This is a genomic window from Streptomyces sp. NPDC006687 (genome assembly GCF_040636215.1).
Classification (GTDB): Bacteria; Actinomycetota; Actinomycetes; order Streptomycetales; family Streptomycetaceae; genus Streptomyces.
This window is the reverse complement of record NZ_JBEYJJ010000002.1, coordinates 1-20,215: the sequence shown is the minus strand read 5'-3', so window position 1 is coordinate 20,215 and position 20,215 is coordinate 1. Positions and strand designations below refer to the sequence as shown.

Below are 20,215 nucleotides of genomic sequence, written 5' to 3'. Positions count from 1 at the left end.
CCGTCCGCTTTGGTGGGGACCACACAAAGCCCGCCTCTTACACCCCGGTTGAAGTGATCCCCGTCACGGGGAACATCCGATGACACATCCTTTTTGCTCCCACGGGCGCCCTCCAGCCAGACTGTAGGGTCCCGCCAATCCCTAGCGCAGCCCCCAGCGCCGCTTGGCCGACCGAGAGTACGAGCACCTTCCTCATGCGCGACCCACTGCCCGAACCGTCCGTCACCGAGGGCGCCCTGCCCCCGGAACCCCTGAGCCACAGTCTCAAGCAGCGCCACCTGACCATGCTGGGCCTCGGCGGGGTGATCGGCGCCGGCCTCTTCGTCGGCTCCGGCGCCGGCATCGGCATCGCTGGCCCCGCGATCATCTGCTCGTACCTGCTCGCGGGCGCGCTCGCGATGCTGGTGATGCGGGCCCTCGGCGAGATGTCGGCGGCGATGCCGGCCTCCGGCTCCTTCTCGGTCTACGCGCAGAAGGCGCTGGGGCGCTGGGCCGGTTTCTCGGCGGGCTGGCTGTACTGGTTCCTGCTGGTCGTGGTGCTCGCCGTGGAGGCGACCGGCGCCGCGAAGATCGCGCACGGCTGGCTGCCGTCCGTCGACCAGTGGGTGTGGGTGCTGGCCTTCATGGTGGTCTTCACGCTCACCAACCTCGCCGCGGTGCGCAACTTCGGCGAGTTCGAGTTCTGGTTCGCCGCGCTGAAGGTCGGCGCGATCGTGCTGTTCCTGATCCTGGGCACCCTGGCGGTGTTCGGCCTGCTGCCGGACTCCGAACCGGTGGGCCTGGCCAACCTGAGCGGCCACGGCGGGTTCTTCCCCCAGGGGATGGGCGGGGTGGTCGCGGGCATGCTCGCGGTCGTCTTCGCCTTCGGCGGCCTGGAGGTCGTCACCATCGCGGCCGCCGAGTCCGACGACCCGGCCCGTTCGGTGTCCCGCGCGGTGCGCAGCGCGGTGTGGCGCATCCTCTTCTTCTACGTCGGCTCGATGCTGGTCATCGTGACCCTGCTGCCGTGGGACTCCCTGGAGCCGGGGCAGAGCCCGTACGTGGCCGTGCTGGACTCGATCGGGATCCCGGCGGCCGGGCAGATCATGAACATCGTGGTGTTCGTGGCCCTGTTGTCGGCGCTCAACGCGAACCTGTACGGCTCCTCGCGCATGGTGTTCTCGCTGGCCGAGCGGGGCGAGGCGCCGAAGGCGCTGCTGAAGGTCTCGGGCGGCGGGGTGCCGCGGCGGGCGGTGCTCGCCTCGGTGGTGTTCGGGTTCGTGTCGGTGGTGCTGAACCTGCTGTGGCCGGACACGGTCTTCCTCTACATGCTCAACGCGGTCGGCGCGGTGCTGCTGTTCGTGTGGGCGCTGATCGCGGTCTCGCAGCTGCGGCTGCGGCCCCGGCTGGAGCGGGAGATGCCGGAGCGGCTGACGCTGCCGATGTGGGCGTTCCCGTACCTGACCTGGGCGGCGCTGCTGGGGATGGCGGCGGTGCTGGTGCTGATGCTGTTCGACGACTCGGCGCGGCCGCAGCTGCTGTGGTCCTCGGGCGCGGCGGCGGTGGTGCTGCTGGTGGCCGGGTACCGGGAGGTCAGGGCGCGCCGGGGCTGAGCCCCCGTCACCTGCGTACGGACGGACGAGCGGCCCGGGACATCCGTCCCGGGCCGCTCGCGTCCTGTGCGCGGGTACGGTCACGGCGCGTGAGCCGAGTGTCCGCATACTGAACAGCGAACGTCCGATAAACGGACGGTCGGCAGACTGGGCCCATGAGTCAGAGCACCATCACTCCTTCCGGGCCGGGGCCCTCCGCAGCCGCCCCCGAGGCCGGTTTCCCCCTCGGCAACGGCCTCAAGCAGCGCCACCTTTCGATGATCGCCCTCGGCGGGGTCATCGGCGCCGGTCTCTTCGTCGGCTCGGGCGCCGGCATCGCGGCCGCGGGCCCCTCGATCGTGCTCGCGTACGCGGTGTCCGGCCTGCTGGTGATGTTCGTGATGCGGATGCTCGGCGAGATGTCGGCGGCGAATCCGGCGTCGGGCTCCTTCTCGGTGCACGCCGAGCGGGCGATCGGTCCCTGGGCCGGGTTCACGGCGGGCTGGATGTTCTGGACGCTGCTGTGCGTGGGCGTGGCCATCGAGGCCATCGGCGCGGCGCACATCATGACGGGCTGGTTCCCGGGCACCCCGTCGTGGCTGTGGGTGCTGGTGTTCATGGCGCTGTTCTGCGGCAGCAACCTGGGGGCGGTGCGCAACTTCGGCGAGTTCGAGTTCTGGTTCGCCGCGCTGAAGATCGGTGCCATCGCCCTGTTCCTGGGCCTGGGTGTGCTCGCCGTCCTGGGCCTGCTGCCCGGGACCTCCTCCCCCGGCGCCGCCAACCTGGCGCACACCGGCGGGTTCCTGCCCCACGGGGTCGACGGGCTGCTCGTCGGCGTGCTGGCCTCGGTCGTCGCCTACGGCGGCCTGGAGACGGTGACCATCGCCGCCGCGGAGTCCGACGACCCGGTGCGGGGCGTGGCCCGGGCCGTGCGGACGACCATGTGGCGGATCGCGGTGGTCTACGTCGGCTCCATGCTGGTGATCGTCACCCTGCTGCCCTGGAACGACCCGGCGGTCACCGGGCGCGGCCCGTACGCGGCGACCCTGGACCACCTGGGCATTCCGGCGGCCGGCCAGATCATGAACGTCGTCATCCTGGCCGCCCTGCTGTCCGCGATGAACGCCAACATCTACGGCTCCTCGCGCATGGCCCACTCCCTGGTCTCCCGGGGCCAGGGCCCCCGGGCGCTGGGCAAGGTCTCCGGCGGGGTGCCGCGCCGGGCGGTGCTGGCCTCCTGCGGGTTCGGGTTCGTCACGGTGCTGCTGTCGTACTGGTACCCGGACACCCTGTTCGCCTGGCTGCTGAACATGGTCGGCGGGGTCGTCCTCGTCGTCTGGGGCTTCATCGCGGTCTCGCAGTTCGTGCTGCGCCGGCGGCTGGACCGGGAGGCGCCGCAGAAGCTGACGGTCCGGATGTGGGGCTTCCCGTACCTGACGTGGGTGGCGCTCGCCGGGGTGGCCGGAGTGCTGGTGCTGATGGCGGCGGGTGAGGACACCCGTACGCAGGTGCTGTTCACCGGCGGCCTGACGGTGGCCCTGGCGGCCACCGGGTACCTGATGCAGCGCCGGGCGGCGCCCCGGAGCTGACGGCCCGGCAGTTTTCCCGAACCCCCGAGGCGGGTCCCGTGTGCGACACGGGGCCCGCCTCCGCGCGTACTCCGGCGACCCTTACGCGCGACGTGGAATAGATACTGCTAGCGTGCAGTTGCGCATTGATTGCAATAAGGATCGGCACGCCGAGGGGACCGGACACACGTATGGCCATCTACACGCTTCCTGAGCTTCCTTACGACTACGCGGCGCTCGAACCGGTGATCAACCCGCAGATCATCGAGCTGCACCACGACAAGCACCACGCCGCCTACGTCACGGGCGCCAACACCACGCTGGAGCAGCTGGAGGAGGCGCGCGCGAAGGAGAACTGGGGCGCGCTGAACGGGCTGGAGAAGAACCTGGCGTTCCACCTCTCCGGCCACATCCTGCACAGCATCTACTGGCACAACATGGCCAGCCCGAAGACCGGCGAGGGCGGCGGCGAGCCGACCGCGGCCGACGGGGTGGGCGACCTGGCCGACGCGATCACCGAGTCCTTCGGCTCCTTCGCCGCGTTCAAGAAGCAGCTGACCTTCGCCTCCTCCGCGACCCAGGGATCCGGCTGGGGCGTGCTGGCGTACGAGCCGGTCAGCGGGCGCCTGATCGTCGAGCAGGTCTACGACCACCAGGGCAACGTGGGCGTGGCCAGCACGCCGATCCTGGTCTTCGACGCCTGGGAGCACGCCTTCTACCTCCAGTACAAGAACCAGAAGGTGGACTTCATCGAGGCCATGTGGAACGTCGTCAACTGGCAGGACGTGGCCCGCCGCTACGCCGACGCCAAGGCGAACACCCCGCTGCTGATCCCCGCCCAGGGCTGACCGGCACCCCGCAGACCGCCCGCCTCGTGATCGTCTTCTCAGCCTTCGCGTGCGGGTGTGCAGAGCGGAAGACCCCCGTGAGGACGTGCTCACGGGGGTCTTCTGCGTCGAGGGGCGGGGACTACTCGAAGATCGGGCCCTGCGTACGGGTGCGCTTGATCTCGTAGAAGCCGGGGATGGAGGCGACCATCAGGGTGCCGTCCCACAGCCGGGCGGCGGCCTCGCCGCGCGGGGCCGGGGTGACGACCGGGCCGAAGAAGGCCACTTCCCGGCCGTCGGCGCCGGGTACGGAGATCACCGGGGTGCCGACCTCCTGGCCGACGCGCTCGATGCCGTCGTTGTGGGAGTCGCGCAGCACCTCGTCGTACTCGTCGGAGTCGGCGTAGGCCAGCAGCTCGGCCGGCAGGCCGGCCTCCTCCAGGGCCTCGGCGATGACCTCGCGGGTCGCGCCGCGGTCCTCGTTGTGGATCTTCGTGCCGAGGGCGGTGTACAGCTTGCCGGTGACCTCCTCGCCGAACTTCTGCTGGGCGGCGATCACCACGCGCACCGGGGCCCAGCCCTTGGGGCCGAGGATCTCGCGGTAGCGCTCGGGCAGCTCTTCGAGCTTGTTCTCGTTGAGCACGGCCAGGCTCATCACGTGCCAGCGGACCTCGACGTCACGGACCTTCTCGACCTCGACCATCCAGCGGGAGGTCATCCAGGCCCAGGGGCAGAGGGGATCGAACCAGAAGTCGACCGGGGTCTTCTCGCGCACCTGGGTGTCGGTCATGTCTCTCCTTGACTCACATCGGGATCTGCGGCATGTCTTTCTGACTGACGGCGTCCTTGTGGCCAACGGGCCCGGGGCCGTACGCATTCCCTGCGTGGGAGGATTCGACAGAAGAAGCGATCACGCACGAAGGAGTGCTACGTGCCCGGTGAGAATCTGTCCCGTGACGAGGCCCGCGCGCGGGCCGAGCTGCTGTCCGTCGACGGCTACGAGGTGGTCCTCGACCTGAGGTCCGCGGTGGACGAGGCCGAACCGGCCGAGGGGCCCAGGACGTTCCGCTCGGTGACGACCGTGCGCTTCCGGTCCGCGGTCCCGGGCGCCTCCTCGTTCGCGGACCTGATCGCCCCGTCGGTGAACTCCGTCACCCTCAACGGGCGCGCCCTGGACCCGGCCGCCGTCTTCGACGGGGCGCGGATCGCCCTGGACGGCCTGGCCGCCGAGAACGTCCTGGTGGTCGACGCGAACTGCGCCTACAGCCGGACCGGCGAGGGTATGCACCGCTTCGTCGACCCGGAGGACGGCGAGGTCTACCTCTACACCCAGTACGAGCCGGCGGACGCCCGCCGGGTGTACGCGAACTTCGAGCAGCCCGACCTGAAGGCCCCGTACCGCTTCGAGGTGGCCGCCCCCGAGGGCTGGCGGGTGTGGAGCAACGGCGCGGAGGAGTCCCGCGAGGGCGGCGTGTGGCGCTTCGCCCAGACCGCGCCGATCTCCACGTACATCACCTGCGTGGTGGCGGGCCCGTACCACTACGTCACGGACACCTACACGCGCGGGGACCTGACGATCCCGCTGGGCGCGATGTGCCGCAAGGGGCTGGCGAAGCACTTCGACGCCGACGACATCTTCCTCGTCACCAAGCAGGGCTTCGACCTCTTCCACGAGATCTTCGACTACCCCTACCCCTTCGGGAAGTACGACCAGGCGTTCGTGCCCGAGTACAACCTGGGCGCCATGGAGAACCCGGGGATGGTGACCTTCCGCGAGGAGTACATCTTCCGCGGCAAGGTGACGCAGGCGTCCTACGAGCGGCGCGCGAACGTCATCCTGCACGAGATGGCGCACATGTGGTTCGGCGACCTCGTCACCATGAAGTGGTGGGACGACCTGTGGCTGAAGGAGTCCTTCGCGGACTTCATGGGCTCCTTCGGGCTGGTCGAGGCCACCCGCTTCGACCAGGCGTGGGTCACCTTCGCCAACAACCGCAAGGCGTGGGCCTACCGGGCCGACCAGCTGCCCTCCACCCACCCGATCACGGCCGACATCCGTGACCTGGAGGACGCCAAGCTGAACTTCGACGGCATCACCTACGCCAAGGGCGCGGCCGTGCTCAAGCAGCTCGTCGCGTACGTGGGCCGGGAGGCGTTCCTGGACGGCGCACGGCGCTACTTCAAGGCGCACGCGTACGGGAACACCACCCTGGACGACCTCCTGTCGGTGCTCGGCGAGGTCTCGGGGCGGGACATGGCCGAGTGGTCGCGGGCCTGGCTCCAGACGGCCGGGGTCAACGCGCTGACCCCGGTGGTCACCACCGACGCGGGCGGCCGGCTGACCGAGCTGGCGGTGGTCCAGGAGGGCGAGCAGCTGCGCCCGCACCGGATCGCGGTGGGCCTGTACCGGCTGGAGGCCGACGGCGCGCTGGTGCGCTACGCGCGGGCCGAGGCCGACGTGGCGGGCGTCCGCACGGCCGTCGGGGAGCTGGCCGGGCTGGAGCGGCCGGACCTGGTCCTGGTCAACGACGAGGACCTCACCTACTGCAAGATCCGCTTCGACGAGGTCTCGCTGGCCACCCTCCGCGGCCACCTGGGCGACCTCACGGACCCGCTGGCCCGCGCCCTGTGCTGGTCGGCGCTGTGGAACCTGACGCGGGACGCGCTGATGCCCGCCCGGGACTTCCTGTCGCTGGTGCTCGCGCACGCGGGCCGGGAGACCGACGTCGGCGTGCTCCAGCAGCTGCACGCGCAGGCGCTGACCGCCGTCGGCCACTACGCGGCGCCCGACTGGCGCGAGCAGGGCGGCCGGGAGCTCGCGGCGGGCGCCCTGCACGAGCTGCGGCTGGCCGAGCCCGGTTCCGAGCACCAGCTGACCTGGGCCCGGTTCTTCGCGGCGAGCGCGGCCAGCGAGGGTGACTTCCAGCTGCTGCTGGGGCTGCTGGAGGGCTCGGCGCGGATCGACGGGCTGGAGATGGACCAGGAGCTGCGCTGGGACTTCCTGCTGCCGCTGGCCGCGCACGGCGTGATCGACGAGACCGTGCTGGCCGCCGAACTGTCCCGCGACGACACCGCCTCGGGCAAGCGGCACCAGGTGCGCTGCCTGGCCGCGCGGCCCTCGGCGGCGGTCAAGGACCAGGCGTGGGCGGTGGTGGTCGAGTCGGACGCGCTGTCGAACGCGCTGGTCGAGGCGACCATCAGCGGGATGCAGCAGCCCTCGCAGCGGGAGCTGCTCGCCCCGTACGCGCAGCGCTACTTCGAGGCGATCGAGCGGGTCTGGGCGGAGCGCTCGATCCAGATCGGCATCGACGTGGTCAAGGGGCTCTACCCGGTGCTCCAGGACTCGCAGGCCACCCTGGACGCGACCGACGCCTGGCTGGCGGCCCGTGCGGACGCGGCGCCCGCGCTGCGCCGCCTGGTGCTGGAGTCCCGTGACGACCTGGCCCGGGCGCTGCGCGCGCAGTCCTGCGACGCCTGAGCCCTCCGGCCTCGTCCGCCCCGTCCGGCCACTCGCCGGGCGGGGCGGCCCGCTGCCGGGGCCTGTCGCCTGTCCGGGACGATGGGCTATCGGCAGTCGAACGTCCGTACTTTAGCCCCGTCTTGTCCTGATTTGACGACGAACGTGTAACAGGCGTTAGCGAGGCCATGGCCTGAGGGAATCACCGCGTCATGAACCAGAACGCACCCCTCCCCCTCGCCCACCTCAACGCCAGCCGCCCCCGCGTGCTGACCCTCGCCCAGCTGCGCGAGCACGGCGTCAGCGCGGCCGAGGCCGCCGGCCGGCCGTGGCAGCAGGTGCTGCCCGGGGTGTTCCTGCTGCACTCCGGTCCCGCCACCAGCGAGGAGCGCCTCCACGCCGCCCTCCTGTACGCGGGCCGGCGCGGCAACGGGGAGGCCATGATCACCGGGCTGGCCGCGCTCGCGCTCTACCGGTTCTCCGCCACTCCCGCGCTGCTCTCCCTCCCCCACATCGACGTCCTCGTCCCCAACACCCGCCGGCTGCGCTCCACCGGCGACGTGCGCATCGTGCGCACCCACACCCCGCCCCGCCCTCTGGAGCTGACCGGGCTGCCCGTGGCCCCGGTGGCGCGGGCCGTCGCCGACGCCGTCGCCCAGCTCGACGACGCCGACACGGTGCGCCGCATCCTCAGCGAGGCCGTGCGCGCCGGGCACTGCGAACCGGCCGCCGTCGTACGGGAGCTGACGGTGGCCCGGCTGCTGAACCGGCAGCACGTGGTGGACGCCGTCGAGGCCCTGCTCGCCGAGGGCCGGGCCCTCGCGGAGGACCGGCTGTACCAGCTCGTACGGGGCTACGAGCTCCCCGAGCCGGTCTGGAACGTGGACCTGCGGCTGCCCGGGGGGCCGCACCTGGGCGGGGTGGACGCGTACTGGCCCGACCAGGCGGTGGCCGTCGAGATCGACACCCGCGCCCCGCGCCAGGGGGAGGACGAGGACTGGGCCGAGGCCGTCCACAAGCGGGAGACCCTGGAGCGGCTCGGCGTGACCGTCCTGCACCTGACCCCGCGCAAGCTGCGCGACTGGCCCGAGCAGCAGGCGGCGGTCGTCCGGACCGCCCTGACGGCCGCCTGCGACCGCGAGCCCGCCGCCTACCTGGTCGTACTGCCCCGGTGAGGGCCGCCCGGGTTCGCCGGGTGGGCCGGAACGGCCGGGTTCGCCGGGGAGTACTCCGGGGCACTCCACCGCAGCCGCCCCGGGTGCAGGCTCTCCACCGCCGCCTCCACCCGGAACAGAACGCTACGGCTCCCGTCGGCCGCGTACGCGGTCCGGGCCCGCCCGCTCAGCTGGAGCAGCCCGCCCGTCTCCCAGTCGGGGAAGAGCAGTCCGGCCCGCTCGTCGAGGGCCAGGTTCCCCAGGGTCAGGAACATCGCGTTGCCCGGATAGTCCGGCCAGCGCAGCTCGGTGGGCGAGAGCACCTCCACGAAGCCCGGCATCCCGCCCCGGTGGCTCGCGTCGACTCCGCCCGCCCCACCTGTGGTGGCGATGAAGAAGGTGTCGGCGGCGCGGACGGCCCGCCCCTGGTCCGGGGTGAGCAGCGCGGAGCGCCGTACGATCCCGGGCCCCCCGGCCACCAGGTCCAGCGGCCGGCGCTGCTGGAGGTACTTCGGGCAGTTGGAGAAGACCTCCTCGGCCGCCACCGCGAAGCCTCCGGCCGTCACGGTGAGGGCGCCGTTGAGCCGCATCCGGCGCCGGGTGCGCGGGTCGAGGGCGATGGTGCCGACCGGGGTGCCGTCGGCGGCCAGCACCCCGGTGAGGGGATCCCCGTCCGGCAGGCCGCCGCGGACCGCGATCCGGTCCGGCCCGGTGGCCCGTACGAACCCGGGCGCGCCGGTGAGCAGCGAGGCCCACAGCCGCCCCGCGCCGTCGGCGGCGCCGACGACCAGGTGGGGCTGGAGGGCGAGGAAAGCGGCCGCCACGTCCCGGATGCCCGGGCGGATGGAACGGCCGGCGTGCTCGGCGCGCTCACGGACGCCCAGGCGCTCCTGTACGGCCAGCGAGCCCTGATGGTACGGGTCCATGACGGCCCTCCTTCCCTGAGCTTCTAGAAGAACCCGCAGGTCGGGGCAGACGCGGAGGGCGCGGGAGCGTCCTCGGCCCCGGTCGGTACGGAGATCTCCAGGCGGGTGCCGTCCGGGTCGTGGAAGAAGATCCCGCCGGAGGCCGCACCCTCGCGGTGGGCGACCACGCCCTCGTAGGCGAAGTCGACGCCCAGCCCGCGCAGCCGCTCCTCATACGCCCGGACCTCCTCGATCGCGCCGGCGGAGAACGCCAGGTGGTGCAGCCCGGCGGCCTGCGGGGCGTAACGGTCCTGCGCCTGCTCCCAGAGGGTCAGGACGAGCTCGCCGTCCCGGCCGAGGAAGGCGAAGCGGCGCCCCTCCTCCTTGCCCTCGCCCAGCAGCTCGAAGCCGAGCGCGTCGCGGTAGAAGGCGAGCGAGCGCTCCAGGTCGGTGACGTTGAGGCCCACGTGCCCGGTGCGGAGCGTGCCGGCGGTGATGGTCATGAGGGTTCCTTCCCCGAGGAATGCCGGCCTGCCCGGCGTTCTAACCTTCTAAATCGAGATTAACGGTTAGAGATCAGAGCGTCAACCGGTCACGTACCCTTGAGGGGTTAGCGGGTGCGAGGAGGCGGACATGACGGCAGTACCGACGACGGACCCCCGCCCGCTCACCGGGGAGCCGCTCGCCCTCGACCTGGTGAACACGCGCTGGCGGCCGGAGGGCGTGCCCACCGACCTCTTCGCCGGGGCCTTCGGCCTCAGCCGGCTGGAGGGGCTGGCCCTCTGGCTGCGGAGCACAGGGCTGGACGAGCGCTTCCGCGCCGACAAGTCGACCCTGGTCCACCTGCTGACCGCACGCGAAGCCCTCGCCCGCGCCGTCGCGGACCCGGCCGATGCCGACGCCCGCCGACTGGTCGACGCCGTGCTGGAGCACGGCCGCATCCGGGCCACCCTCACCGACGAGGGCCCGGGCGAACGGGCCGAGTTCGACGACCCTTCCTGGGGACCCGCCTGGAGCGCGGCCCGCAATTATCTGGAACTGCTGGAGTCGGCGGCCGGCCGGATCCGCAAGTGCGCCTCGGAGACGTGCATCCTGCACTTCCACGACACCTCGCGCAACGGCACGCGACGCTGGTGCTCGATGGCCGTCTGCGGCAACCGCGCCAAGGCGTCGCGCCACTACGCGCGCACGCGCGAGCGCTGAACGGTCGGAATCTGTCACACCCATGGGCGCGGCGGCGCTCCGACATGCGCCCGTCACACTGCCTGAAAGTCGATAAATCCACTGCCTGACACCGCAGGTCGCCCCGGCTTGCCCCGGCATGTCCGTGGTGGCGGGAACCCCGCCCTGGCGGGTATCCGCCATGTCAGGTCTCGGTCAATGACAACCCTCCCCAAACAGCTGTCACTTACGCAAGGCTGACCGGTCATCCGGCACCGAATTCCGGACCGTATCTATCTCTAGCCAGGGATGCTGATGACCCTCGATTCCCCCAGCTCCACCGGGGCCATACCCGGCGCCCGGCGCGCGGCCCGCGTCGCGGCGGCCGCGGGCCTGGTGGCCGCGCTCTGCGCCACCGGAGCCGTACCCGTCTTCGCGGCGACCGGCGACACCGACCCGCGGACGGCGGCGCCGACCAAGTCGGCCGACCAGAAGCTCGGTTCGGCCGACGCCGAACTGCTCCAGGAGGCCAAGGCCAAGGGTGACGCGACCGTCACCGTCATGGTCGCGACCGCGCCGGGCCAGACCAAGCAGGTCACCGACCAGCTCGACGCCGTCCAGGGCGCTTCGGTGGGCCAGACGTACGACAAGCTCGGCTACGTCCGCGCCACCCTCCCGACCGACAAGGCGGAGGCGGCGCTGAAGGCGGCGGCCAAGCTGGAGTCGGTGCACGGCATGGATCTCAAGCAGGAGATCCAGCTGCCGGACCCGCGCCCGGACTCGGGCAAGGACGGCTCGGGCAAGAAGACCGCCGCCGAGACCTACCCCGGTCCGGACAAGAACACCCCGGCGAAGAACCCGTACAACCCGTCCTTCGAGACCGGCGCGGTGGACTTCGTCCAGAAGAACCCGCAGGCCGACGGCCGGGGCGTCACCATCGGCATCCTCGACTCCGGCGTGGACATCGCCCACCCGGCGCTGCAGAAGACCACCACCGGCGAGCGCAAGATCGTCGACTGGGTCACCGCGACCGACCCGATCCTGGACAACGACGCCACCTGGCGCCCCCAGGTCACCCCGGTCACCTCCACCGGCGGTTCCTTCACCGCGGGCGGCCAGAGCTGGAAGGCCCCCGAGGGCACCTTCCAGTGGAGCCGCTTCAGCGAGTCGATCACCGCCACCGGTGACATGAAGGGCGACGTCAACCGGGACGGTGACACCACCGACAAGTTCGGCATGCTGTACGACCCGGCTGCCGGCACCGTCCGCGTGGACACCGACCAAGACGGCGACTTCACCAACAACGAGCCGATGAAGCCGTACAAGGACGGCTACCAGATCGGCTACTTCGGCACGGACAACCCGGCGACCGACGTCGCCGAGCGGATCCCCTTCGTGATCCAGATCCGCAAGGACGTCCCGATGGACCCCTTCGGCGGGGACTGGGTCGGCAAGAAGGCCGACTTCGTCAACATCGGCATCATCGAGTCCGAGCACGGCACGCACGTCGCGGGCATCACCGCCGCCAACAGCCTCTTCGGCGGCAAGATGAACGGTGAGGCGCCGGGCGCGAAGATCGTCTCCTCGCGCGCCTGCTCCTGGTCCGGCGGCTGCACCAACATCGCGCTGACCGAGGGCATGATCGACCTCGTCGTCAACCGCGGCGTCGACATCGTCAACATGTCGATCGGTGGTCTGCCGGCGCTGAACGACGGCAACAACGCCCGTTCCGAGCTGTACAAGAACCTCATCGACACCTACGGCGTCCAGCTCGTCATCTCGGCGGGCAACGAGGGCCCCGGTGTCAACACCATCGGCGACCCCGGCCTGGCCGACAAGGTGGTCTCGGTGGGCGCCGCGGTCTCCAAGGAGACCTGGGCCGCCAACTACGGCTCCGGCGTGACCACGAAGTACAACATGTTCCCCTTCTCCTCGCGCGGTCCGCGTGAGGACGGCGGGTTCACGCCGACCATCACCGCCCCCGGCGCGGCCATCAACACCACCCAGACCTGGCTGCCCGGCAGCCCGGTCAAGGAGGCGGGCTACAGCCTGCCGGCCGGCTACTCGATGCTCCAGGGCACCTCGATGTCCTCGCCGCAGGCGACGGGCGCCAGCGCCCTGCTGATCTCGGCCGCCAAGCAGGCCAAGATCGCCCTGGCCCCGGCCAACCTGCGGGTGGCGCTGACCAGCACCGCGAAGAAGATCGACGGTGTCCCGGCGCACGCCCAGGGCGCGGGCCTCATCGACGTCAACAAGGCGTGGGAGTCCATCCAGCGCGGCGCCAAGGCCAACGAGTTCACGGTCAAGGCCCCCGTCGACACCGCGCTCGACCAGTTCCTGAAGACCCCGGGCTTCGGCACCGGCCTCTACGACCGCGAGGGCGGCCTGAAGGTCGGCCAGAAGAAGGTCTACGACGTCGTCGTCACCCGCACCACCGGTCCGAAGTACGGCACCCGCCACGACCTGAGCTGGCGCAACAACGACGGCACCTTCAAGGTCGTCGGCGGCTACGACTACGTCACGCTGCCGCTGAACAAGCCCGTCACCATCAAGGTCGAGGCCAACGTCAAGTCGGCCGGCGTCCACAGCGGCATCCTGCAGCTCGACGACCCGACCACCGAGGGCATCGACAAGCAGATCCTGGCCACGGTCGTCGCCTCGACCCCGCTGGCGCAGCCGTCGTTCACGCTCTCGGACACCTCCTCCGTGCAGCGCAACAGCCACAAGTCGTACTTCGTGACGGTCCCGCAGGGCGCCAAGACCCTTGAGGTCGCGCTCGGCGGCCTCGCCGCGGGCAGCCAGACGCGCTTCATCTCGATCCACCCGTACGGCACGGGCGTCGAGGACAGCGCCACCACCCAGTGCTACCCGAACTACGACAACCCGGCCAACAAGTGCCGCCCCGACCTGCGCTCGTACGACAACCCGCAGGCGGGTGTCTGGGAGATCGAGGTCGAGTCGCGCCGTACGTCGCCGCTGCTGGACAACCCGTTCAAGCTGGACGTCTCCGTCCTCGGCGCGGGCTTCGACCCGGCGGTCAAGGTCCTGCCCGAGGTCAAGCAGGGCACCCCGGCCCCGGTCCAGTGGACCGTGAAGAACACCGGCGCCGCGATCTCCGGCGGCAAGCTCCAGGGCGGCCCGCTCGGTTCCGCGAAGGTCGACAAGCCGACCATCGCCGCCGGCGAGACCAAGACCACCGAGATCACCGTCGGTGAGGGCGTCTCCCGTCTGGACGTGGGCATCAACCACACCTCCGACGCCGGCGCCGACCTCGACCTGGAGGTCTACAAGGACGGCGTGAAGGTCGCCTCCTCGGCCGACGGCGACTCCGACGAGTCCGTGAGCCTCGACAAGCCCGCCGCCGGTACCTACACCGTCAAGGTGATCGGCTACGCGGTCCCGTCCGGCTCCACCACGTACGACTACCGCGACGTGTACTTCTCGTCCGCCCTGGGCACCGTCCAGGTCGACGAGGCCGCCGCGGTGAACCTCGCGACCGGCGCCTCCGCGCAGGTCTCGGCGAACGTCCTGGTCTCCGCCGCGGCCCCCGAGGGCCGTCAGTTCTTCGGCGAGGTCAAGCTGCTCAACGGCCGCGGCACCGCCGCCGGCACCGGCAGCGTGCAGATCGACAAGGTCACCCCGTAAGGGCGTGAGCTGAAGGCATGACGAAGGGGCGGGCACCCGGTGTACGGGTACCCGCCCCTTCCGCATGGCCCCCCTCGGGCCGGCTGCGTCAGTTCTTCAGCGAGCCCAGGTCCTGGGCATAGGTGCCCACCGCGTACGCGATCACGTCGAGGTTGGTGTCGAACGCCTTGAGGTCGAGGTTCTTCAGGGTGTCCCCCGCTCCGTGGTAGTTCGGGTCGTACGGGGCCCCCGCCGTGCCGCCGTAGCGCTTGGCCTGCTCGGCGGTCTTGATGCCCTCGGCGCCGGTGAAGGTGCCGCCCGCCGGGATGCCGTTCTCGATGAACGGGCCGTAGTCGGAGCGCCCGTCGAAGTCGCTGCCCTCGTGCGGCCTGCCCTTCCTGTCCAGGAAGCCGTTGATCAGCGACTCGATCTGCGCCGAGCCGGCCGGGCCGGCGCCGGCGCCCGTCTTGTCGGAGTCGTCGCCGTCGTAGACGAACTGCACCGGGTTCGGCGAGGCGATCATGTCGAAGTTCAGGTAGAGGGCGATGTCCTTCTTCTGCCGCTCGGACAGCTGCGCCACGTAGTGCTCCGAGCCCAGCAGGCCCAGCTCCTCCGCCGACCACCAGGCGAAGCGCACCTTGTTGGCGGGGCCCTTGCCCTTCTTGTTGGCTCCCTCACCGGCGAGCTTGAGGGCGACTTCGAGGAGACCGGCCGAGCCGGACCCGTTGTCGTTGATGCCGGGGCCCTCGGGGACGGAGTCCAGGTGCGCGCCGACCGTCACCACACGGTCGGCGCGGCCTCCCCTGGTCTCGGCGATCACGTTGCGGGTGGTCTTCCTGATGTGCTCCTGGTCCAGTTCCAGGCGCACCTTCACCTCCCCCTTCGCGGCGGCCGCGGCCAGCGCCTCGCCGTCGGCCAGGGTGATGCCCGCGCTGGGAATGACCCCCTCCGAGGGGGAGGAGAACCCGCCGCGGACCGGGGTGGTGCCGCTGTGGTTGTAGACGATCACCCCGGCCGCGCCGGCCGCGGCGGCGGCCCGCTGCTTCTCCACGAAGGTGCACGCACCCCGCTTGACCAGGGCGATCTTCCCGGTGAAAGCGCCGGCCGGATAGTCGTCGGCGGTGCAGCCCGGGGTCTCGTCCACGCGCGCGAGGGCGAGCGGGGCGGTCAGCCCGCCGGCCGGGGTGGACGGGGTGAAGGTGAAGGCGGCCGTGGCCAGCTCGCGCGGCTGGTCGCCGAGGACGGTGGTCCGTTCCGTCCTCGTGTGCGCCTGGTAGATGTCGAAGTCCTGGTACGAGACCTCGTAGCCGGCCTTCTCCAGGGTGTCGTGGACGTAGGAGGCGGAGGCGGCGTGGCCCGGCGTGCCCGCGGCGCGGTTGCCTCCGTTGGCGTCGGCGATCTGCTGGAACTTCGCCAGGTGGCGGTAGGCCCCGCGGGCGGTGACCTCCTCGACCAGCTTCTGGGCGAGCCGGCCCTCGCGCGGGTGGGCGGCGGCCGCCGGGGCGGCGGTGGCGGTCAGCAGGGCGGGCGCGGCGACGGCGGCGGCCGCGAGGGCGGCGAGGGCCGGTATGGACCGGCGGTGGGTGCTGCGCATGGTGTTCCCCCCGGGTGGGTGCTTCGGTGGTTCGGTTCCTGGTGTGACGTGTTCGGATGACGATCACGGCTGAACGGAAGCTAACCGGTTCCGACCAGGCAAAACGGACCTCCGGCGGCCGTGAAACAGCCCCGTCACGTACTCGTCATGGGGGTTCACGGCTCCGACACTGTCCGTACCTCGGACAATGGATTGGACAAGCCTCGTGGGGTCGAACGCATGATGGCCTCACGCGCCCGCGTCGTACCACCAGAAGGAGTCACCGTGAGGGTCGGAATCGTCGGAGCCACCGGACAGGTCGGCGGAGTCATGCGCGGCATCCTCGCCGAGCGGAAGTTCCCGGTCGACGAGCTGCGGCTGTTCGCCTCGGCCCGTTCCGCCGGCTCGACCCTGGAGTGGCAGGGCCAGGAGATCACCATCGAGGACGCCAGCACGGCGGACTACTCCGGCCTGGACATCGTGCTCTTCTCCGCGGGCGGCGCGACCTCCAAGGCCCTCGCCGAGAAGGTCGCCTCCCAGGGCGCCGTCGTGATCGACAACTCCTCCGCCTGGCGCCGCGACCCCGAGGTCCCCCTGGTGGTCTCCGAGGTCAACCCGCACGCGGTCAAGGACCGCCCCAAGGGCATCATCGCCAACCCGAACTGCACCACCATGGCCGCGATGCCCGTGCTGCGCCCCCTCCACGAGGAGGCCGGGCTCGTCGCGATGATCGCCACCACCTACCAGGCCGTCTCCGGCTCCGGCCTGGCGGGCGTCGCCGAGCTCAAGGGCCAGGCGTGCGCCGTCTCCGAGGCCGCCGACCAGCTGACCTTCGACGGCGGCGCGGTGGAGTTCCCCGAGCCGGCCGTCTACAAGCGGCCCATCGCGTACAACGTGGTCCCGCTGGCGGGCAACCTGGTCGACGACGGCTCCTTCGAGACCGACGAGGAGCAGAAGCTCCGCAACGAGTCCCGCAAGATCCTGGAGATCCCCGGGCTGAAGGTCTCCGGCACCTGTGTGCGCGTCCCCGTCTTCTCGGGCCACTCCCTCCAGGTCAACGCCCGCTTCGAGCGTCCCATCAGCGTCGAGCGCGCCTACGAGCTGCTCAAGGACGCCCCGGGCGTCGAGCTGTCGGAGATCCCGACCCCCCTCCAGGCCGCCGGCCAGGACGCCTCGTACGTGGGCCGCATCCGGGCGGACGAGACGGTCGACCACGGCCTCGCGCTGTTCCTCTCCAACGACAACCTCCGCAAGGGCGCCGCGCTGAACGCGGTGCAGATCGCGGAGCTGGTGGCCGAGGAACTGCGCGGCTGACACCCGGGGCGGACCGGAGGCGGCGGCGCCGGTGACGGCGCCGTGTTCGCCTCTGGATTACTCCTGCCCGGTGACGGGCCCTGCATGGAAGGATGGCGGGGCAACGTCACCATCAAAGGAGATGAACGCGTGCCTGGCACGAATCTCACCCGTGAAGAGGCTCAGCAGCGGGCGAAGCTGCTCACCGTCGACTCGTACGAGATCGAACTCGATCTCAGCGGCGCGCAGGAGGGCGGCACCTTCCGGTCCGTGACCACCGTGCGCTTCCAGTCGGCCGAGGCGGGGGCCGGTACCTTCATCGACCTGGTCGCGCCCGCCGTGCACGAGGCCGTGCTGAACGGCGAGGCCCTGGACGTGGCCTCCGTCTTCCGCGACTCGCGCATCGCCCTGGACGGCCTCGCCGCCGGGGCCAACGAGCTCCGCGTCGTCGCGGACTGCGCCTACACCAACACCGGTGAGGGCCTGCACCGCTTCGTCGACCCCGTGGACCAGCAGGCGTACCTGTACACCCAGTTCGAGGTGCCGGACGCGCGGCGGGTCTTCGCCAGCTTCGAGCAGCCCGACCTGAAGGCGACCTTCCAGTTCACCGTGACGGCCCCCGAGGGCTGGACGGTCATCTCCAACTCGCCGACGCCCGAGCCGAAGGACCGGGTGTGGGCCTTCGAGCCGACCCCGCGGATCTCCTCGTACATCACCGCCCTGATCGTGGGCCCGTACCACGCGGTGCACAGCTCGTACGAGGGCAAGGACGGGCAGGTCGTGCCGCTCGGCATCTACTGCCGTCCCTCGCTCGCCGAGTTCCTCGACGCGGACGCGATCTTCGACGTGACCCGGCAGGGCTTCGACTGGTTCCAGGAGAAGTTCGCCTACGACTACCCGTTCGCCAAGTACGACCAGCTGTTCGTGCCGGAGTTCAACGCGGGCGCGATGGAGAACGCGGGCGCGGTCACCATCCGCGACCAGTACGTCTTCCGCTCCAAGGTGACGGACGCCTCGTACGAGGTGCGCGCGGAGACCATCCTGCACGAGCTCGCCCACATGTGGTTCGGCGACCTCGTCACCATGGAGTGGTGGAACGACCTGTGGCTGAACGAGTCGTTCGCCACCTACACCTCGATCGCCTGCCAGGCGTACGCCGAGGGCTCGAAGTGGCCGCACGCCTGGACCTCGTTCGCGAACTCCATGAAGACCTGGGCGTACCGGCAGGACCAGCTGCCGTCCACGCACCCGATCATGGCCGACATCCGTGACCTGGACGACGTCCTGGTCAACTTCGACGGCATCACGTACGCCAAGGGCGCCTCGGTGCTCAAGCAGCTCGTGGCCTACGTCGGCATGGACGCCTTCTTCAAGGGCGTGCAGGCGTACTTCAAGGCGCACGCGTTCGGCAACACGCGCCTGTCGGACCTGCTGGGCGCCCTGGAGGAGACCTCCGGCCGCGACCTGACCACCTGGTCGAAGGCGTGGCTGGAGACCGCCGGGATCAACGTGCTGCGGCCCGAGATCGAGACGGACGGGGAGGGGGTCATCTCCGCGTTCGCCGTGCGTCAGGAGGCCCCGGCCCTGCCGGCCGGCGCCAAGGGCGAGCCGGTGCTGCGGCCGCACCGCATCGCGGTGGGCCTGTACGACCTGGACGGCGGCAAGCTGGTCCGGACCGACCGGATCGAGCTGGACATCGACGGCGAGCTGACGGCCGTGCCGGAGCTGGTCGGCCGGGCGCGTCCGGCGGTGGTGCTGCTCAACGACGACGACCTGTCGTACGCGAAGGTCCGCCTGGACGAGGTCTCCCTGGCCAACGTCACCGCGCACCTGGGCGACTTCACCGAGTCGCTGCCGCGGGCGCTGTGCTGGGCGTCGGCGTGGGACATGACCCGTGACGGCGAGCTGGCCACGCGCGACTACCTGGCGCTGGTCCTGTCGGGCATCGCCAAGGAGTCGGACATCGGCGTCGTGCAGTCGCTGCACCGCCAGGTGAAGCTGGCCATCGACCTGTACGCCGACCCGGCGTGGCGGGAGCAGGGCCTGGCGGCCTGGACGGACGCCACGCTGGAGCACCTGCGCGCGGCCGAGCCGGGCAGCGACCACCAGCTGGCGTGGGCGCGGGCCTTCGCGGCGACGGCGCGCACGCGGGAGCAGCTGGACCTGCTGGCCGGGCTGCTGGCTGGGGATGAGACCGTCGAGGGCCTCGTCGTCGACACCGAGCTGCGGTGGGCGTTCCTGGAGCGGCTGGCCGCGACGGGGCGTGCCGACGAGGCGGAGATCGCGGCGGAGCTGGAGCGGGACGCGACGGCGGCCGGCGAACGGCACGCGGCGACGGCGCGCGCCGCGCGCCCGACGGCGGAGGCCAAGGCGGCGGCCTGGGCCGCGGTGGTGGAGTCCGGCGACCTGCCGAACGCGGTGCAGGAGGCCGTGATCGGCGGCTTCGTCCAGAGCGACCAGCGGGAGCTGCTCGCGCCGTACGCGGAGAAGTACTTCGCGGTGGTCAAGGACATCTGGGCCGACCGCAGCCACGAGATCGCCCAGCAGATCGCGGTGGGGCTGTACCCGTCGTTCCAGGTCTCGCAGGCCACGCTCGACGCCACGGACGCCTGGCTGACCTCGGCCGAGCCGAACGCGGCCCTGCGCCGCCTGGTCTCGGAGTCCCGCTCGGGCATCGAGCGCGCCCTGCGCGCGCAGGCGGCGGACGCGTCGGCGGCCGCAGCGGCGGCCGCGGCGGCGGTCTGACGGGGCGGGGCCCGCACCTTGGGGTGCGGGCCCGCCCAAGCCTGCGGGCCCGCGCCTTGGGGTGCGGGCCCGTCGGGCGGCCGTGGGCTCGCGGTGCGGGCCCGCTTTTCCCCCTCGACGGGTAGGGGTTCAGCGGTGCCTGCCCACCCGCCTCCCCAGGTGCGGGCCCGCTATCTCCCCCTCGACCCCCCGGGCCACATCGGCGCCTGCCCACCCGCCTCCCCGAGTGCGGGACGGTGGTTCGGGGGGCGGGATCCCGTCGGGCGGGACTGGGCGGCCGGGCGGCACTGGTGGGGTCGGTGGCCCGGCGGGCCGGTCTCAGAGAAGCCCTGGGGGT

13 protein-coding genes are annotated in these 20,215 nt (G+C 71.3%); 9 read left to right on the top strand and 4 right to left on the bottom strand.

Annotated elements, in window-relative coordinates; translation table 11 throughout:
* The first annotated feature begins 194 nt into the window (after positions 1–194).
* The 3 genes from ABZ716_RS02435 (at position 195) to ABZ716_RS02425 (ending at position 3,987) form a co-directional block, all read left to right on the top strand.
* Entirely contained in the window at positions 195–1,592 is a 1,398-nt protein-coding gene (locus ABZ716_RS02435; protein WP_358955919.1) for an amino acid permease, read from the top strand.
* Positions 1,593–1,747: 155 nt separating this feature from the next.
* Positions 1,748–3,160, top strand: a complete 1,413-nt coding sequence (locus ABZ716_RS02430) for an amino acid permease (protein WP_358955916.1) — start codon at positions 1,748–1,750, stop codon at positions 3,158–3,160.
* A 170-nt stretch (positions 3,161–3,330) separates the two neighbouring features.
* Positions 3,331–3,987 (top strand): superoxide dismutase, encoded by a 657-nt coding sequence (locus ABZ716_RS02425; protein ID WP_358810006.1) that lies wholly within the window; start codon positions 3,331–3,333, stop codon positions 3,985–3,987.
* Between the two features lie 121 nt (positions 3,988–4,108).
* On the opposite strand, the gene ABZ716_RS02420 is transcribed toward ABZ716_RS02425, so the two are convergent.
* Positions 4,109–4,756: a DsbA family protein gene (locus tag ABZ716_RS02420; RefSeq protein ID WP_358810007.1), complete on the bottom strand. Its 648-nt coding sequence runs from the start codon at positions 4,754–4,756 to the stop codon at positions 4,109–4,111.
* A 141-nt stretch (positions 4,757–4,897) separates the two neighbouring features.
* Between ABZ716_RS02420 and pepN (ABZ716_RS02415) the strand changes: the two genes are divergently transcribed.
* Together pepN (ABZ716_RS02415) and ABZ716_RS02410 are read left to right on the top strand one after the other, a co-directional pair.
* Positions 4,898–7,444 carry an aminopeptidase N gene (pepN, locus tag ABZ716_RS02415; RefSeq protein ID WP_358955913.1) on the top strand — a complete coding sequence of 849 codons (2,547 nt, stop codon included), beginning with the start codon at positions 4,898–4,900 and terminating at the stop codon, positions 7,442–7,444.
* Positions 7,445–7,635: 191 nt separating this feature from the next.
* Complete coding sequence (locus tag ABZ716_RS02410; RefSeq protein ID WP_358810009.1) at positions 7,636–8,598, top strand: hypothetical protein; 963 nt, start codon at positions 7,636–7,638, stop codon at positions 8,596–8,598.
* On the opposite strand, the gene ABZ716_RS02405 is transcribed toward ABZ716_RS02410, so the two are convergent.
* Both ABZ716_RS02405 and ABZ716_RS02400 read right to left on the bottom strand, forming a co-directional pair.
* A complete protein-coding gene (locus ABZ716_RS02405; protein WP_358955910.1) occupies positions 8,574–9,503 on the bottom strand; it encodes a pyridoxamine 5'-phosphate oxidase family protein in 930 nt (309 codons plus the stop codon). The genes ABZ716_RS02410 and ABZ716_RS02405 overlap by 25 nt on opposite strands.
* A gap of 23 nt (positions 9,504–9,526) precedes the next feature.
* Complete coding sequence (locus ABZ716_RS02400; protein ID WP_358810011.1) at positions 9,527–9,985, bottom strand: VOC family protein; 459 nt, start codon at positions 9,983–9,985, stop codon at positions 9,527–9,529.
* 130 nt (positions 9,986–10,115) lie between these two features.
* Here ABZ716_RS02400 and ABZ716_RS02395 point away from each other — a divergent pair, with 130 nt between their 5' ends.
* Positions 10,116–10,685 carry a CGNR zinc finger domain-containing protein gene (locus ABZ716_RS02395; RefSeq protein ID WP_358810012.1) on the top strand — a complete coding sequence of 190 codons (570 nt, stop codon included), beginning with the start codon at positions 10,116–10,118 and terminating at the stop codon, positions 10,683–10,685.
* Between the two features lie 273 nt (positions 10,686–10,958).
* Complete coding sequence (locus ABZ716_RS02390; protein ID WP_358810013.1) at positions 10,959–14,288, top strand: S8 family serine peptidase; 3,330 nt, start codon at positions 10,959–10,961, stop codon at positions 14,286–14,288.
* A gap of 88 nt (positions 14,289–14,376) precedes the next feature.
* Here the strand turns inward: ABZ716_RS02390 and ABZ716_RS02385 are convergent, their stop codons facing one another.
* Entirely contained in the window at positions 14,377–15,861 is a 1,485-nt protein-coding gene (locus ABZ716_RS02385; RefSeq protein ID WP_358955907.1) for a M28 family metallopeptidase, read from the bottom strand.
* 264 nt (positions 15,862–16,125) lie between these two features.
* Here ABZ716_RS02385 and ABZ716_RS02380 point away from each other — a divergent pair, with 264 nt between their 5' ends.
* Positions 16,126–17,154 (top strand): aspartate-semialdehyde dehydrogenase, encoded by a 1,029-nt coding sequence (locus tag ABZ716_RS02380; protein ID WP_358955904.1) that lies wholly within the window; start codon positions 16,126–16,128, stop codon positions 17,152–17,154.
* A gap of 129 nt (positions 17,155–17,283) precedes the next feature.
* Positions 17,284–19,878 carry an aminopeptidase N gene (gene pepN, locus ABZ716_RS02375; protein ID WP_358955901.1) on the top strand — a complete coding sequence of 865 codons (2,595 nt, stop codon included), beginning with the start codon at positions 17,284–17,286 and terminating at the stop codon, positions 19,876–19,878.
* Positions 19,879–20,215 lie beyond the last annotated feature (337 nt).